The sequence below is a fragment of the Citrobacter sp. wls613 genome (assembly GCF_005281195.1).
Classification (GTDB): Bacteria; Pseudomonadota; Gammaproteobacteria; order Enterobacterales; family Enterobacteriaceae; genus Citrobacter; species Citrobacter gillenii.
Genome location: NZ_SZXN01000080.1, coordinates 215737 through 232184 on the forward strand (window position 1 = coordinate 215737; position 16448 = coordinate 232184).

The window sequence follows — 16448 nt, forward strand, 5'->3', positions numbered from 1 at the left end:
ATTTTTCTGCCCCTGTCCGATTCTGCGAGGTCACGCTGATATGTATATTTCCCCACTTCCTACAGCCGCCGAAATTGATGTTGATAAACTCAGGGATGATATTGCCAATAAACTCTTATTTACCATTGGTAAAGATCCGGCCATTGCCACTAAACGTGAATGGTTAAACGCTACGCTATATGCCGTGCGCGATCGCATGGTCGAACGCTGGCATCGTTCAAACCGGGCGCAATTCTCTCAGGATGCCCGCCAGGTTTATTACCTGTCGATGGAGTTTCTGATTGGGCGTACATTGTCGAATGCGCTGCTGTCTCTGGGGATTTATGACGAAGTGAACAGCGCGCTCGAGGCCATGGGGCTGGATCTGGAAGAGCTGATTGACGAAGAAAACGATCCAGGGCTTGGCAATGGTGGTCTCGGACGTCTGGCGGCCTGTTTCCTTGACTCGCTGGCCACGTTGGGTTTACCGGGATGCGGTTACGGTATCCGTTACAACTACGGTATGTTCAAACAAAATATCGTTAATGGGGTGCAGAAGGAGTCGCTGGACTATTGGCTAGAATACGGAAATCCGTGGGAATTTAAGCGTCATAATACCCACTATAAAGTGCGCTTTGGCGGTCGTGTTCAGCAGGAAGGCAGCAAAGTCCGCTGGATTGAGACCGAGGATATTCTGGCCGTAGCGCATGACCAGATTGTCCCAGGTTATAACACCGACAGCACCAATACATTGCGCTTGTGGAATGTGCAGGTTAATAGTGAAGTTAATTCAGGCAAAGTAAATCTGAATGATGATTTTACCGTTGAAGTGGAAAACAAATACCATTTTGAAAAGATCTCGCGGGTGCTGTACCCGGATGACTCCACCGACGCCGGGCGCGAGCTGCGCCTACGCCAGGCTTATTTTTTGGCCTCAGCGACCATTCAGGACATATTGAGCCGGCATTATCAACTGCACAAGACCTATCATAACCTGGCTGATAAAATCGCGATTCACCTTAATGATACCCACCCGGTTCTGGCGATCCCGGAATTGATGCGTCTGTTAATCGACAATCATCAATTTGCATGGGATGATGCGTTTGACGTGACTTGTCAGATTTTCTCCTATACCAACCACACCTTGATGAGTGAAGCGCTGGAAACATGGCCGGTAGAGATGCTGAGCCGGATCCTGCCGCGCCATTTGCAAATTATTTTTGAAATTAACGATCGCTTCCTGAAATCCGTGGCGGATAAATATCATGATGACAGTGAGCTGCTTAAACGGGTCTCGTTAATTGATGAATCGCATGGCCGGGTGGTGCGGATGGCCTGGCTGGCCGTCGTGGTCAGTCATAAAGTGAACGGCGTGTCGGCATTACATTCAAAATTGATGACGGAATCACTGTTTGCTGATTTTGCGCGTATCTTCCCGATGCGGTTTACTAATGTCACGAATGGCGTGACGGCCCGTCGCTGGCTGGCATTGGCGAACCCGCCGCTGGCAAACGTACTGGATGAGAATATCGGTCAGAACTGGCGCACTAACCTGATGCAGCTTGCTGATCTGAAACAGTATATTGATTATCCAAGCGTGAACGATGCGGTGCATCGCGCGAAACACAAAAATAAACAGCGGCTGGCGCACCATATTGCCACCCAGTACGGGGTGGTGGTGGATCCTGCGGCCCTGTTTGATGTACAGGTGAAGCGTATTCACGAGTACAAGCGTCAATTATTGAACGTGCTCCACGTGATTACACGCTACAACCGTATTAAAGCTGCACCGGAGGAAAACTGGGTTCCTCGTGTGAATATCTTTGCCGGTAAGGCTGCTTCGTCGTACCACATGGCGAAACAGATTATTCGCTTAATAAATGACGTGGCACAGCGGGTGAATAACGATCCACAAATCGGCGGCAAGCTGAAGGTGGTGTTTATCCCGGATTACAGCGTCAGCCTGGCGCAGCTAATTATTCCGGCGGCTGACCTTTCCGAGCAAATTTCACTGGCAGGGACCGAGGCTTCCGGTACCAGCAATATGAAGTTTGGCTTAAATGGTGCGTTGACCATTGGCACGCTGGACGGGGCGAATATTGAAATGCAGGAATATGTCGGCGAAGATAACATCTTTATCTTTGGTAATACGGCGCAGGAAGTCGACGCCTTACGACGTGACGGCTATAACCCAAGAACGATTTTTGAGAATGATGCCGAACTGCATCAGACACTGACGCAAATTGGCACCGGCCTGTTTAGTCCACAGGAGCCTGGGCGGTATCGCAACATCCTCGATTCATTGATCAACTTTGGTGACCATTATCAGGTGTTAGCGGATTATCGCCGCTATGTTGATTGCCAGGACTCTGTGGATGAGTTGTATCGTACTCCCCGTGAGTGGACGACGAAAACGCTGCATAATATTGCCAATATGGGGTACTTCTCGTCGGACAGAACGGTACAGGAATACGCCAATAATATTTGGCGTATTACCCGGATCCATGTCTAACCCTTAATCACAACGGGTGTTCTCCCTGGTTTTCAGAACAGGGAGGATGCTTGTAAATCGGCGAGAATTGGTGCCAGGAGCTTATGGGTATTGGTTTCTTTGCGCGATGAGGCAAAAATACTGAATTGCGGTAACGGGAACGGCGTATTGATTTTTTTCAGGCCATAAAGTGGCGCATGCGTGGCGAAGACTTTTTCCGGGATCACCCCTAAACATTGGGTATTCGCGACAATCGTGAGGATCGCGGTAAAAGAAGAGGTTAGCAGGCAGCGATCCCCGGTTCTGAATTTTTTATCCACGATGCTGCGGTGATAAATTATTTTCTCGTTTTTAGTGTTGTAGCCCACCAGATTGGCACTTCTGAACATTTCCTCACTGATCGAATGACCATACAACGTATTATTTTGTGACGCTGCCAGTACCAGCCGCATATCACATATTTTGTGACAGGAAATACTGCCTGATTCCACGGAAAAGGTAGAAAAAACAACATCAGCCTGCCGCATCGTGAGCAGCTCAATAATACTCTGCTCATTTAAATCAGCGGTAAGATGCAGGAGACTGATATCCGCGTTATTGTTGATTATTTTTTCCGTAACGTCGGGAATAACGATCGGTGAAATAAACGATTCCGTATACAGCGTGAGCCTTTTTCTGGATGCCGGGGAAGTATGTGGCATTAGCAGCGACAGTTTATCAATAATCGGGATTGCATTGTCGTAAAGCTCGTCGGAATAGACGGTTGGTAATAACGCATTGCCGCTGCGGACAAAAAGATTATCTCCCATCAGTTCGCGCAGTTTTTTTAACGACTGACTGACAGCCGAGGGAGAAATATTCAGCATATCGGCGACGCGGGTAATGCTCCCTACGCTATAAATTAAACAGAAAATGGTGAGCAGATTCAGGTCTATCTTTGATAGCGTGCGTATCTTCTCGGCATCATTTGCTTTTGACATAGACCCCTCATCATCCGTGTCGCGACAGTAACCCCATCAGGTATAGCAAAAAATTATCGCTACGTCAGAAACAGACGGTTTCTCTGTGCGTTGTAACATTGTAAATAATGTTAATCAATTAGGGTTTATTGACGTGGAGCATCAATTTGTTCAAAAAACGACCATACTATTAAGTTGCACCATGGTTGGAAAGAGGAGGAACAAAGTATGGTCGTTGACAGACTGAGAACCGATCTTCTCAACAAGTTGATAAACGCCCGTATCGATCTCGCCGCTTATCTGTTGTTGAGGAAAGCGAAAGGCTATATGTCAGTGAGTGAGAGCGATCGTCTGCGTGATAATTTTTTTGCACTGAATCGCGAACTGCATGATGACCAATCACAGCTCCACGGTATGCATCTTGACCAGGAAGAGTGGAATGCCCTGCGCCGTGCTGAAGGCGCGTTAGCCGCCGCGGCTGTTTGTCTGATGAGCGGACATCACGATTGTCCGACCTTTATCGCCGTTAACGCAGAGAAACTGGAAAACTGCCTGACAACGCTGACGCTGAGTATCCAGTGTTTGCAAATGTACTCAACGCTGGAGCATGTCTGAATCCGGGGGGGAGGGCGCTCCCCCTTTTCGTTAAGATTGTGTAAAAGTTGCGGGAAATTGCCCCTTGCTGGCTACGCTTTATGCAGAGCCATTAAGGAGGTGTTATGCGGCGACTCTTTCTCTGTGCGGCCCCACTGTTACTGTTTGCCCCTCACGCCAGTGCTGAACCGTCTGCGCTGAAGGTTGAGGTGCTGCAAACCAAACTTGATCACCCCTGGTCCTTGGCCTTTTTACCTGACAACCGCGGCATATTACTCACGCTGCGGGGTGGACAGTTGCGACTATGGCAGGCGGGGGAAGGACTTTCCGATCCGCTAACCGGGGTACCAAAGGTTTGGGCGCACGGTCAGGGGGGGTTACTCGATGTGGTGCTCGCCCCGGATTTTGAACGCTCCCGGCGGGTTTGGCTCAGCTTTGCTGAAGCCGACCATGAGGGTAAGGCCGGTACGGCAGTCGGTTATGGACGACTGAGCGACGATCTCAAACATCTGCAGGCGTTCCAGACGGTTTTTCGCCAGATGCCAAAACTTTCAACCGGTAACCATTTTGGTGGCCGCATGGTGTTTGACGGTAAAGGCCACCTGTTTATTGGTCTGGGTGAAAATAACCAGCGCGCTACCGCTCAGGATCTGGACAAGCTGCAGGGTAAGGTGGTGCGACTGACCGATGAGGGCAGCATTCCGCCGGATAATCCATTTGTGAACCAGGCCGGTGCTCGACCTGAGATTTGGTCCTATGGCATCCGTAATCCACAGGGGATGGCGATGAATCCCTGGAGTGACACGCTGTGGCTCAACGAACATGGCCCGCGCGGTGGCGACGAAATTAATATCCCCGAGAAAGGCAAAAACTACGGCTGGCCGTTAGCGACCTGGGGGATGAACTACAGCGGTTTAAAAATACCTGAGGCTAAAGGTGGAATTGTTGAGGGTACGGAACAGCCTGTTTTCTACTGGGAAAAGTCGCCGGCGGTCAGCGGGATGGCTTTTTACAATAGCGATACCTTTGCGCAGTGGCGGCAGAAGGTGTTTATTGGCGCGTTAAAAGACCAGGATGTGATCGTTTTAAGCGTTAACGGGAATCAGGTTACTGAGGACGGGCGTATTTTACGCGAAAGAGGACAGCGGATCCGCGATGTGCGTGTCGGACCAGACGGTTATTTGTATGTGTTAACCGACGAGTCCGACGGGCAACTACTGAAGGTGAGCCCCCGGTAGCCGCAGCGCTACAGCATCAGCTGACCGGGATCATCACCGCTTTTTGGAACGCTGGACGTTCGGTAAGCTGCTGGTACCAACGCTCAAGGTGAGGACGTTCGGTCCAGCTCAGGCCAACGTTAAACAGGTTGTAGATAAACGGGGCGATGGCGATATCGCCGGTACCAAACTCGTCCCCGGAGAACCACGGTTGGTCGGCCAGCGCGTTGTCGAGCATGGCAAACAGGTTGTCGCAAACCTTCGCGCCTGCGTCAATGGCCGCCTGGTCGCGTTGTTCTGCCGGTGTTCTGACCAGACCAAATAAGATGACCCGATGAGCAGGGCTTAGCGTCTGGTTAGCCCAGTCCATCCATTTTTCGCCTTCTGCACGTTTTGCCGGGGCATCGATCCACAGCCGTTTTTGCCCGTATTGGGCGGCCAGATAGCGGACGATGGTATTGGATTCCCACAGTAAAACGTCGGTTTCATCATCGCGTAGCAGGGGGACCAGACCGTTTGGATTCATCGCCAGGTAGTCAGCATCTCGGTTGATACCGTGCTGCCCACCCGCCAGTATTTGGTTATACGGCAGTTCCAGTTCTTCGAGCGTCCACAACACTTTTTTCACGTTGGTCGAGTTATTGCGACCCCACAGTGTAATCATAGTAACCCCGCGTAATCATTGAGCAGCTTGATGGCTGCATTCGGTATTAAACCCGTTACATGGTGGGGTAAACCTAATATTTACGCAACAACACGTAAAAAAATCGTGATGAAAGCGGCGCAGCGCAGTGTTATTGCATAAACTTTAAAAACTTTACCAACTTACGGTTTCTTTAAGCTCGTTAGTGCGTTATTACTCACCGCACTTATTTTACACGTCATCCATCAGGCCGCTTCTGCGCGGGTTTGGCCGATGCAGTTTGTGTAAACATGGTGTGTTATGACGTGGTTTTTTGGAATGGATACTCGGGTGGCATTTATGACGCAATACTTCTCTTCCCTTCGCAGTTTCGCCGCAGGTTCAGCGCTGTTATTCCTTTTGGCACCGACCGCACAGGCGGTAGAGCAACCCACCGCGCCGCCGAGCGTGGATGCGCGCGCGTGGATCTTAATGGATTACGCCAGCGGCAAGGTGCTGGCGGAGGGCAATGCTGATGAGAAATTGGATCCAGCCAGTCTGACCAAGATCATGACCAGCTATGTGGTTGGCCAGGCGCTGAAGGCCGGGAAAATTAACCTGAACGACATGGTTACCGTAGGAAAAGATGCCTGGGCGACGGGCAACCCGGCTCTGCGTGGGTCTTCAGTGATGTTCCTGAAACCCGGCGATCAGGTAGCGGTCTCCGATCTGAACAAAGGCATTATTATTCAGTCGGGTAATGATGCATGTATCGCGCTGGCAGATTACGTGGCTGGCAGCCAGGAATCCTTTATTGGTTTGATGAACGGCTATGCGCAAAAGCTGGGACTGACGAATACCACCTTCCAGACGGTGCATGGTTTGGATGCGCCGGGGCAGTTCAGTACCGCGCGCGATATGGCCTTGCTCGGTAAAGCACTCATCCACGATGTGCCGGAAGAGTACGCCATTCATAAAGAAAAAGAGTTTACCTTTAATAAAATTCGCCAACCGAACCGCAACCGCCTGCTGTGGAGCACCAACCTGAACGTGGACGGGATGAAAACGGGCACCACGACGGGCGCGGGTTATAACCTGGTGGCTTCCGCCACCCAGGGCGATATGCGCCTGATCTCGGTAGTGCTGGGAGCGAAAACCGACCGTATTCGATTCAATGAGTCAGAGAAGCTGCTGACGTGGGGCTTCCGCTTCTTTGAAACGGTCACGCCGATTAAACCGGATGCCACCTTTGTGACCCAGCGCGTCTGGTTCGGCGATAAGAGTGAAGTTAACCTGGGCGCAGGCGAAGCCGGTTCGGTGACTATTCCGCGCGGTCAGCTTAAAAATCTGAAAGCCAGCTTTACACTGACCGAACCGCAATTAACCGCGCCACTGAAGAAAGGCCAGGTTGTCGGGACGATCGACTTCCAGCTGAATGGGAAATCCATTGAACAGCGTCCGCTGATGGTGATGGAGGCCGTTGAAGAGGGCGGTTTCTTTAGCCGGATGTGGGACTTTGTGATGATGAAATTCCACCAGTGGTTTGGTGGCTGGTTCTCTTAATCACCGTTATTGCCGGACAGCGTTTGTGCGTCCGGCAATGTCATTTCAGTACACCAGTTTAATGTGCTGCGCTTTTGCGTAATCAACAAACTCATCGTCAGGACGGGTATCGCTAATGATGCTATCAAAGCGTTTCAGATTACCCATCCGAGCGGGACGCACCTTACCAAACTTGCTGTGATCCACCACCAGTACATGATACTGCGCCATCGACATCGCCCAATGCTTCACCGGTAGTTCTTCCAGGTTAAAACAGGTTGCACCTTTGTCAATGTGTACGCCAGCCGCAGAATAAAACGCGATATCCGGGCACAGGTTATTCAGCGTTTCCTGGAAATCGAGTGGTTTGAAAATAGCGTTGCTGGCGTGGAATTCACCGCCACATAGGATGACGCGACACAGCGGTTTTTCCTGGAGTACCAGAAAGGTATTCAGCGAGTAGCAAATCGCGGTGAAAGGCAGATCGTTATCAATAGCTTCAATGATCCACGGCGTGGTGGTGCCGCAGTCAAAAAAGATCGTCTGATGCGCTTGAACGAGGCTCGCAGCTTGTTGGGCCGCGCGACGTTTCTCATCCACCAGCCGGGACTTTTGGTCGCTGATTAAGTAATGGCTGGCGCTACGGGGTTCCAGAACAATATATCCCCCCAGCAACACGACCGGGGCATCGTTATTATTCAGGTCGCGACGGATGGTCATCTCAGATACGCCAAGTAGCGTCGCGGCTTCTTTAAGGTGTAATTTATCGCTGCGTTTCAGCGCCTGCAGCAATTGACCAATACGCTCGTCGCGTCGTGTTTCCATAGTTCCCCTGGTGAGTAGAATAAGCGTTTCATATCGCGCGCTTAATACTACTCTTTTTACCGTGGATTAGTCACGCACCCAGCCTTTACGGATCGGCAGGGCGAAGCAGGTGCGATAGCAGGCGCGCAACGCGGAATACAGCGAGGTGCCGAACCGTTGCCAGATCATCTGGGCGCTCAGGCAGCCGATTAACGCTGCCAGGAACCCACCCAGCATATCCACCGGCCAGTGTACGCCGAGGTACACCCGTGACCAGGCGATCGCCACGGCAATCGCCATAAACAGGGCGCCAGACCACAGGCGATGCCAGAATATAAAGGCCAGTGCAAAGGTGAAAATAACGGTGCCGTGATCGCTTGGGAAAGAGTCATCAGGTGCATGGTGCAAGAAGTTGTAGCCGATGTGGTTAACAAACGGGCGATCGTGCGGGAACAGATGTCCTATCAGCCATGAAATGACCAGGCTTACAATTATTGCCAGCGCCATTTTGATCACCAGTTTGCGCTGAGTCGTCACGTGGTCGCGCGGGCCCCAAAGCCACAGGATTACAGCTAACAGCGGCACGATGCTGATCAGATCTTTAGCAATAAAGACGGCAAACGCGATCGCCCATTGCGCAGAGTCCGGCGTGGCGTTGATCAGGTAAAATAGCGAGTTGTTCAGATTTTCCAGCATAACATCCAGATTCACGACAGTAGTTAAAAGAGTCCCATCAGGCAGAGCATAAGTTCGCTTTAGCGGGATAAAAAGCGGTGTTGTCTTATTTGTCAGCTAAATGACTATTTTTAAGATAATTAATGACGTCTATAGAGCATGATAACGGGTTCAACTTAAATTAACCTTAAAGCAAAAGAGCATTGTGAAACTGAGTGTAAAAATGTGCGCATTTTGCGGCCAAATCACATAATTCACTATCACCAGTCCGGCGCATTTATTACACTTTGCGCGTTTTTTCATTGGTTAAGAGACTGCATGCACAACCGTTTATCTTCAGGCGCCCGACTGGGGCGTCAGGCATTACTTTTCCCTCTCTGTCTGGTGCTTTACGAATTCTCTACGTATATCGGCAACGATATGATCCAGCCCGGTATGCTGGCGGTGGTGGAGCAATATCAGGCCGGATTAGACTGGGTTCCCACCTCCATGACCGCGTACCTGGCAGGCGGCATGTTTTTGCAGTGGTTATTAGGACCGCTGTCGGATCGTATTGGTCGTCGGCCGGTGATGTTAACCGGTGTGGTGTGGTTCATTGTTACCTGCCTTGCGACGCTGTTTGCGCAGAACATTGAACAATTCACTTTCCTGCGCTTTTTGCAGGGCATTAGCCTGTGCTTTATTGGCGCGGTGGGCTATGCCGCGATTCAGGAATCCTTTGAAGAGGCGGTATGCATTAAAATTACCGCCCTGATGGCGAACGTGGCGCTGATTGCCCCGTTGCTGGGCCCGCTGGTCGGCGCAGCCTGGGTGCACGTGCTGCCGTGGGAAGGGATGTTTGTGCTGTTTGCGGTACTGGCCGCCATCGCCTTTGTTGGCCTGCAGCGCGCGATGCCTGAAACCGCGACCCGACTGGGTGAAACGCTGTCGATTAAAGAGCTGGGCAAAGACTACAAGCTGGTGCTGAAGAACGTGCGTTTTGTCGCCGGTGCCCTGGCGTTGGGCTTTGTCAGTCTGCCGTTGCTGGCGTGGATCGCTCAATCCCCGATTATCATTATTAGCGGTGAACAGCTGAGCAGCTATGAATATGGTCTGCTACAGGTGCCGATTTTTGGTGCGCTGATCGCCGGTAACCTCGTGCTGGCGCGCCTGACCGCACGACGCACGGTACGGTCGCTGATTATTATGGGCGGCTGGCCAATCGCCGTGGGGCTGATTATTGCCGCGGCGGCCACGGTGGTTTCTTCCCATGCCTATTTGTGGATGACGGCAGGGCTGAGTGTTTATGCGTTTGGGATTGGCGTGGCGAATGCCGGGCTGGTACGCCTGACGCTGTTTGCCAGCGACATGAGTAAAGGGACGGTTTCCGCCGCGATGGGCATGCTGCAGATGCTGATTTTTACCGTTGGTATTGAGCTGAGCAAACATGCTTATTTACTCGGCGGTAACGGCCTGTTTAGCCTGTTTAATCTGGCCAGCGGGATACTGTGGCTGGCGCTGATGTTTATTTTCCTGAAAGATAAGCGGGTAGGGGATTCACGGGAAGGATAAAGCCCGGCTATCCGTAATACCGTTCAGTTAACGTCTCGGTATCAGAAAGCATCAACATATGTTGGCGGCGGGGGGAGGGATGAATATGCTCTCTCTGAGAAAGGGTTCCGTTCACCTCATGTTCATCGTTTCTCTGAAGCACTGATTCCTGTGAACGTGTAAAGGGCGTTCTTCGCCACGCCCTTTACAATCCCGGCTCCCGGCAGGAAAATTGTTGCTTCGCAATTCCCTCCGCTTATTCCTCCAGGCTATCGGGCCGGGCGCGAGGTAGCGTCCCTGCAAAACGCGCCCTGAACCCGCATCCCTGCTGGTTCTCCCGGCCTTACGGAAACACGTCGGCAATTTTCAGCCGGACCAGCCCACACCTGACTACCTGCGCTTTTACTTGAATATCTCTGAACAGCAAAACGGATATAGCTGAAAGCCAGAGCGCTGAAGCGACACCCTGGTCCGGCTGAAAATCGATGAGGCGTTGACGGCTGCCCGGGCTTTACGCGAACTTAGTGGTGATCGTCAATCTGATGCTCAATAACCATCCCTTCGCCTACGCTGGCGACATGCCGTGCATAAGGATGTACACGATAAACGGGTGCCGGCGCAGGAGCCGGAGCAACATAAACCGTTTGTGGCGCGGTGGTCATGCTGACCGCCTGCGGCACGCTCACGGAAGAAGGAACCACGACAACTTTATAACCGCTTGGTACATCAACGGTGACGCTTTGCGCCAGTGCAGTTCCCGCAAACCCCAGCAATATTGCCACTATTAGTACACTTTTCTTCATCATCAGATCACCTGAAAATATTCACTGGAGATATTTATCCAGCGGATTAATGTGACGCGGATTATGAAGAGATCATGCCATTCTTTTGTTGCCGTCTGTGCTGAGGTGTTATTGCGTAAACGGTGCGTCGTTTTTTAGCACCCGGTCGATAATATCCAGTACGCCTTCTTCGTTATTCGACCCCGCACGATATTTTGCCGCACGGGCCACGGTATCGTTGGCATTGGCCATCGCAAAACTGAACCCCGCCTGACGCAGCATCTCAATATCATTACCGCCATCACCAAACGCCACGACTTCCTCATCGCGAATATTCCAGCGCTGTTGCAGCAGACGCAGACCGTTTGCTTTATGTACGCCAGGGATAATTAAATCGATGCTGCCGTAGCCGGTATGCACTGGAACCATAATGTCGCCAATCGCGTCATGCAGTGCAGACTGAACCTGCGGGATCTGTTTTTCAGAGATATTCAGCCCGAATTTGAAAAATACATCGTTGATGTTGTTGAAATTATCAACAAATTCGAGGCGGTGGTAGTACATGGCGGCGACGGATTTTAGCTCGTCGCTGTAGTGCTTCAGGGTGTAGGCGCTGTTTTTTCCGCAGGCAATAATGTCAATGTCGGTGCGCGTTAGCAGATGATCCACGATGGTCTGAAAATCGTCTTTAGCCAGCTCGCCGTTAAACACATCTTCCCCTTCGCTAACGACCCAGCCGCCGTTTTCCGCCACAAAAGAGATTTCCTCGGCCAGCTCGGGGAAAAAAGAGATCAGTTGGTAGTACTGGTTACCGCTGGCGACCACAAAGCGGATCCCCTGAGCTTGCATCTGACGGTACTGCGCCATAAACCGTTCACGGTTGTAGGTCTTTTGGTCACTTAAAAAGGTGCCGTCCATGTCGACTGCAATTAACTTAATAGCCATTAGCTGTTCTCCGTCACAGGGGTATTTTTAACGTCTGGTTTGGCGACAGCCTTCGCGACGATGGCCGCAACCAGCACCAGCGCCAGCACCACCAACATGGCGCTGCGCAGGCCATAGTGTTCACCCAGATAGCCCAGCAGCGGCGGCCCGACCAGGAAGGCCAGATAGCCGGTGGTTGCCACAACGCTCACGCGGGTTGGTGCATCGGGGCCGGTATCGCTGGCGGCTGAAATGGTCAACGGGAAGCCCAGCGACGCGCCGAGTCCCCACAGGATAACGGACACACCTGCGACCCACGAACTGTCGACAAAGATAATCAGGCTAATACCCAGCGCGCCCATTAACGCACTGGCGCGTACGACCGCGACGCGACTGTAGCGATCGATAAACCAGCCGCCGGTAAACCGTCCGACGGTCATGCCCAGCGTAAACCCGGCATAAATCAGGGAGCCTGAGGTCGGGCTAAATCCGTGTCCGTCTACCATCAGGAGCGGAAGCCAGTCATTGGCGGAACCCTCGGCAAATGCCATCGCCAGTACCACGACGCCGATGAGCAGCAGCTGGATATCGCGGTAAAAGGGCAGCCCTTTTTCGGCTGAGTGAGAACCGTCAGCGGCATTTTTACCGGTGCCGTCAGGAATCGCTTTGATGGCGATAAATATTGGCGCAATAGCCACCAGTGCCGCCAGCAGAATGTGCGCATTGGCGGGGACGCTAAAGGCGGTGAGCACCATCCCGACGCCTGCGCCTGCCAGGGTGCCGAGGCTATAAAAACCATGCATCATCGGCAGCACGGTTTTGTTCATCTCACGCTCAACCGCTGCACCTTCGACGTTAATGGCAACCTCTGCGGCACCAAAGCTGGCACCAAAAACCCCCAGCCCAAACGCAAATAGCCAGGCGGAATGTAGCCATAGCGCCACGCTAAGGATCGCCATACCAACAACCGCACATGACATGGTGGTGCGGATCACTTTCCGCGTGCCAAATCGTTTCACTAGCCAGGCCGAACAAAGAATGCCACTCATCGAACCAATAGAGAGTCCAAATAATACTGCCCCCATTTCAGCGGTAGAAACGGAGAGGATATCTCTGATGGCTGGGGTACGCGTTGCCCAGGAAGCCATTAATAATCCTGGTAAAAAGAAAAACATAAACAGCGCCCAGGTTCGGCGTCTTAAGGCTTTGCGTGATGAGATGCCAGTCATGAATTCGAGCCAAAGAAATGAGGAAAGGAGACAACATTAGCAAGGTTGTGTACATTTGTACACAAATGCAAGAAGAGGAAATGCGGTGCGACGCGCGAACGATCCACAACGGCGGGAAAAAATAGTTCAGGCTACGCTGGACGCAGTAATAACTTATGGTATTCATGCAGTTACGCATCGTAAGATTGCAACGATTGCGCAGGTGCCGTTGGGTTCAATGACCTATTATTTTTCGGGAATCGATGAGCTTCTGATGGAGGCATTCGGTCATTTTACCGAAACTATGTCGCGGCAATATCAGGCATTTTTTATGGACGTGATGGATGCGCCACAGGCCTGTCATGCCATTACCGAGATGATTTACAGTTCGCAGGTCACCACACCGGATAACATGGAGATTATGTACCAGTTGTACGCTTTCGCCAGCCGTAAACCGGCGTTGAAAACGGTGATGCAAAACTGGATGCAACGCAGTCAACAAACCTTAGAGCAGTGGTTTGACCCCGCCACGGCCCGTGCGCTGGATGCCTTTATTGAAGGCATGACGCTGCATTTTGTGACCGATAAAAAACCGCTGCAGCGAGACGATATCCTGGTGATGGTTGAGCGCATCGCCGGGCTGTCGTAGTACTGACACAGCTTATCAGCTGACGGTTGCGCCCCCGGTGACATTTACCACCGTCGCGGTCATCGCACTGGCGTGGTTTGATGCCAGAAACGTTGTGACCTCAGCGATTTGTGCCAGCGTTGGCAGACGCTTAAGCATCGTACTTTGTGCGGCTCCACCAAGCCATAGCTCGACGGTTAACCCCATTGACTGCGCTTTTGCGGCGAATATTTCCCCGGTATAAGACCCTGCTTGCATTGCATAACCTGCTCAGCTGTCGACTGCTCGTCGAGCACATCGATGATAAAGGTGTCGGCCGAGCCACCTGACGCGCGAATGCGGCTCGCTGCCTGATTGAGATTTTGCTGGCTACGTGCACCCAGGAACACATGTGCCCCTTCGCGTGCCATCACCTGCGCAACCGCACACCCTATTGCACCGCTGCCCCCGAAAATCACCGCGACTTTGCCTGCAAGTAACATTGCGCACCCCATCACCAAAAGCACCGTGTAAAAGTATGTGCCATAACCGGCATGATGCAAATGGTTGAAGGGCCAGGAAGGGCGGCAAATTTCAGGCAACAAAAAACCCATCAACCTTGAACCAAAACGGCGGGGTTGATGGGCTCCACAAATTGGGGACATCAAAGAAAAGCAGTGGCAATAGTTATGACTGACACCTTGAAGAAAAGTTCTGCTTATCTGCAAAAAAATTTCATAAAAGGGTAAATTTTAACCGAGGCCAGGCCAGACGATGACGATCAGTGTCCCCGCCAGCGTCAGTAAGACGTTGGCAATAGCATAGGTGCCTGCATAACCTAAAGCAGGGATGTTGCTGCGCGCGGTGTCGCTGATGATTTCCATCGCCGGTGCACAGGTTCGTGCGCCCATCATGGCGCCAAACAGCAGGGCGCGGTTCATGCGCAATACGTAAGCGCCGAACAGGAAACAGATAACCACCGGCACCAGGCTGACAATCAGGCCCGCAACCAGCATTTGTCCGCCGACTGCACCGAGGCCGTTGCCAATACCGCTGCCCGCGCTCAAGCCGACGCCCGCCATAAAGACCATCAGGCCAAACTCTTTCACCATGTTCAGCGCACCCTGTGGGATGTAGCCAAACGTCGGGTGGTTGGCGCGCAGGAAGCCAAGCATAATTCCGGCAAACAGCAGGCCAGCTGCGTTTCCGATGCCAAAGCTGAAATTACTGAACTGGAAGGTGATCATCCCAATCATCAGGCCGATGATAAAGAAAGCGCAGAAGGCCAGCAGGTCGGTGACCTGGCTGTGAATTGAAATAAAGCCGATACGGTCTGCAATGGTCTTTACGCGGCGGGCATCGCCGCTGACCTGCAACACATCCCCTTTATTGAGCACGACGTTGTCATCAATCGGCATTTCAATCTGGCTACGGATCACGCGGTTAAGGAAGCAGCCGTGATCGGTCAGTTTTAACTGCGCCAGACGACGACCGACGGCATTGTGGTTTTTCACCACAATCTCTTCGGTGACGATGCGCATATCGAGCAGGTCGCGATCGAACACCTCTTTGCCGTTACGGAAGCTAGGGTCGAGGCGGGCATGTGCATCCGGGTAGCCCACTAAGGCAATTTCATCGCCCATCTGCAATACAGCGTCGCCGTCCGGGTTAGCCAGAATGCCGTTGCGACGGATACGCTCGATATAACAACCGGTCTGGCGATAGATACCCAGCTCACGCAGATTTTTACCATCAGCCCAGGCAACCAATTCCGGACCGACACGATAGGCGCGGATCACAGGCAGATAGACCTTACGGTTGGCGTCGGTGTCGAGGCCACGTTCACGGGCGATTTGTTGGGCGCTGGTTTGCAAATCCTGATGCTGCAGTTTTGGCAGGTAGCGTGCGCCGACAATCAAGCTGACCAGTCCGATCAGATAAGTCAGTGCGTAACCGAGGCTCAGGTTATCAAGAGCCGTTGACAGCTGTGTTCCTGTCATCCCTGAATGGCGCAATGTGTCACCCGCGCCGACCAGCACCGGCGTGGAGGTCATTGAACCTGCCAGCATGCCAGCTGTCAGGCCGATGTCCCAGCCAAATAGCCTACCCAGTCCCAGGGCGATCAGCATTGCGCTGCCGACCATGACCAGAGCAAGCATTAGGTAATTTTTCCCATCGCGAAAAAAAATCGAAAAAAAGTTGGGACCAGCTTCGACGCCGACGCAAAAAATAAACAGCATAAAGCCGAGATTTAAAGCATCAGTGTTAATACTAAAGTGCTGCTGGCCTAATAATAGGGAGACTACTAAAACGCCAATGGAATTACCGAGTTGGACTGTACCCAGGCGTAATTTCCCCAGACACAGCCCCAGCGCCAGGACCACAAATAATAACAGGATGTAATTCCCATTTAACAAATCTGCGACGTTTATATTCACGGAGACTAACTTCTTGTTTACTAGTAAGCTATTGAAAGAAATGGCAATTTACGCTAATGTTTTTGCCAGAAATTAA

14 protein-coding genes and 1 pseudogene are annotated in these 16448 nt (G+C 52.0%); 6 read left to right on the forward strand and 9 right to left on the reverse strand.

Annotated elements, in window-relative coordinates:
- Positions 1–40 precede the first annotated feature (40 nt).
- Positions 41–2491, forward strand: coding sequence for a glycogen phosphorylase (glgP, locus tag FDX01_RS19965; RefSeq protein ID WP_137400346.1), 2451 nt, complete (start codon positions 41–43; stop codon positions 2489–2491).
- Positions 2492–2523: 32 nt separating this feature from the next.
- Here glgP and FDX01_RS19970 read toward each other — a convergent pair whose 3' ends face one another.
- Positions 2524–3450 (reverse strand): LysR family transcriptional regulator, encoded by a 927-nt coding sequence (locus tag FDX01_RS19970; protein WP_135912340.1) that lies wholly within the window; start codon positions 3448–3450, stop codon positions 2524–2526.
- 207 nt (positions 3451–3657) lie between these two features.
- Here FDX01_RS19970 and bssR point away from each other — a divergent pair, with 207 nt between their 5' ends.
- Both bssR and FDX01_RS19980 read left to right on the forward strand, forming a co-directional pair.
- Positions 3658–4044 (forward strand): biofilm formation regulator BssR, encoded by a 387-nt coding sequence (bssR, locus tag FDX01_RS19975; protein WP_096757726.1) that lies wholly within the window; start codon positions 3658–3660, stop codon positions 4042–4044.
- A gap of 104 nt (positions 4045–4148) precedes the next feature.
- A complete protein-coding gene (locus FDX01_RS19980; protein WP_096757725.1) occupies positions 4149–5261 on the forward strand; it encodes a PQQ-dependent sugar dehydrogenase in 1113 nt (370 codons plus the stop codon).
- Positions 5262–5277: 16 nt separating this feature from the next.
- Here the strand turns inward: FDX01_RS19980 and FDX01_RS19985 are convergent, their stop codons facing one another.
- A complete protein-coding gene (locus tag FDX01_RS19985) occupies positions 5278–5904 on the reverse strand; it encodes a glutathione S-transferase family protein (protein ID WP_096757724.1) in 627 nt (208 codons plus the stop codon).
- 318 nt (positions 5905–6222) lie between these two features.
- Here FDX01_RS19985 and dacC point away from each other — a divergent pair, with 318 nt between their 5' ends.
- On the forward strand, positions 6223–7425 hold the full coding sequence (gene dacC, locus FDX01_RS19990) for a serine-type D-Ala-D-Ala carboxypeptidase (protein ID WP_115259972.1): 1203 nt from the start codon (positions 6223–6225) through the stop codon (positions 7423–7425).
- 45 nt (positions 7426–7470) lie between these two features.
- On the opposite strand, the gene deoR is transcribed toward dacC, so the two are convergent.
- Complete coding sequence (gene deoR / locus FDX01_RS19995) at positions 7471–8229, reverse strand: DNA-binding transcriptional repressor DeoR (RefSeq protein WP_115258969.1); 759 nt, start codon at positions 8227–8229, stop codon at positions 7471–7473.
- A 66-nt stretch (positions 8230–8295) separates the two neighbouring features.
- Entirely contained in the window at positions 8296–8904 is a 609-nt protein-coding gene (ybjG, locus tag FDX01_RS20000) for an undecaprenyl-diphosphate phosphatase (RefSeq protein WP_137400347.1), read from the reverse strand.
- Positions 8905–9201: 297 nt separating this feature from the next.
- Here ybjG and FDX01_RS20005 point away from each other — a divergent pair, with 297 nt between their 5' ends.
- Positions 9202–10434, forward strand: a complete 1233-nt coding sequence (locus tag FDX01_RS20005; RefSeq protein ID WP_096757721.1) for an MFS transporter — start codon at positions 9202–9204, stop codon at positions 10432–10434.
- Positions 10435–10934: 500 nt separating this feature from the next.
- Here FDX01_RS20005 and FDX01_RS20015 read toward each other — a convergent pair whose 3' ends face one another.
- The 3 genes from FDX01_RS20015 to FDX01_RS20025 form a co-directional block, all read right to left on the reverse strand.
- On the reverse strand, positions 10935–11222 hold the full coding sequence (locus tag FDX01_RS20015; protein ID WP_137400348.1) for a hypothetical protein: 288 nt from the start codon (positions 11220–11222) through the stop codon (positions 10935–10937).
- Positions 11223–11324: 102 nt separating this feature from the next.
- Entirely contained in the window at positions 11325–12140 is an 816-nt protein-coding gene (locus tag FDX01_RS20020) for a Cof-type HAD-IIB family hydrolase (protein WP_137400349.1), read from the reverse strand.
- Positions 12140–13348, reverse strand: a complete 1209-nt coding sequence (locus tag FDX01_RS20025; RefSeq protein ID WP_096757718.1) for an MFS transporter — start codon at positions 13346–13348, stop codon at positions 12140–12142. Before FDX01_RS20025 ends, FDX01_RS20020 begins: the two co-directional genes overlap by 1 nt.
- Before the next feature lie 85 nt (positions 13349–13433).
- On the opposite strand from FDX01_RS20025, the gene FDX01_RS20030 reads away from it, so the two are divergent.
- Positions 13434–13976, forward strand: coding sequence for a TetR/AcrR family transcriptional regulator (locus FDX01_RS20030; RefSeq protein WP_115258965.1), 543 nt, complete (start codon positions 13434–13436; stop codon positions 13974–13976).
- A 15-nt stretch (positions 13977–13991) separates the two neighbouring features.
- On the opposite strand, the pseudogene FDX01_RS20035 reads toward FDX01_RS20030, so the two are convergent.
- Positions 13992–14437: pseudogene (locus FDX01_RS20035) on the reverse strand (SDR family NAD(P)-dependent oxidoreductase).
- 249 nt (positions 14438–14686) lie between these two features.
- Positions 14687–16372: an aspartate:alanine antiporter gene (locus tag FDX01_RS20040; RefSeq protein WP_115258963.1), complete on the reverse strand. Its 1686-nt coding sequence runs from the start codon at positions 16370–16372 to the stop codon at positions 14687–14689.
- Between the last annotated feature and the right edge of the window lie 76 nt (positions 16373–16448).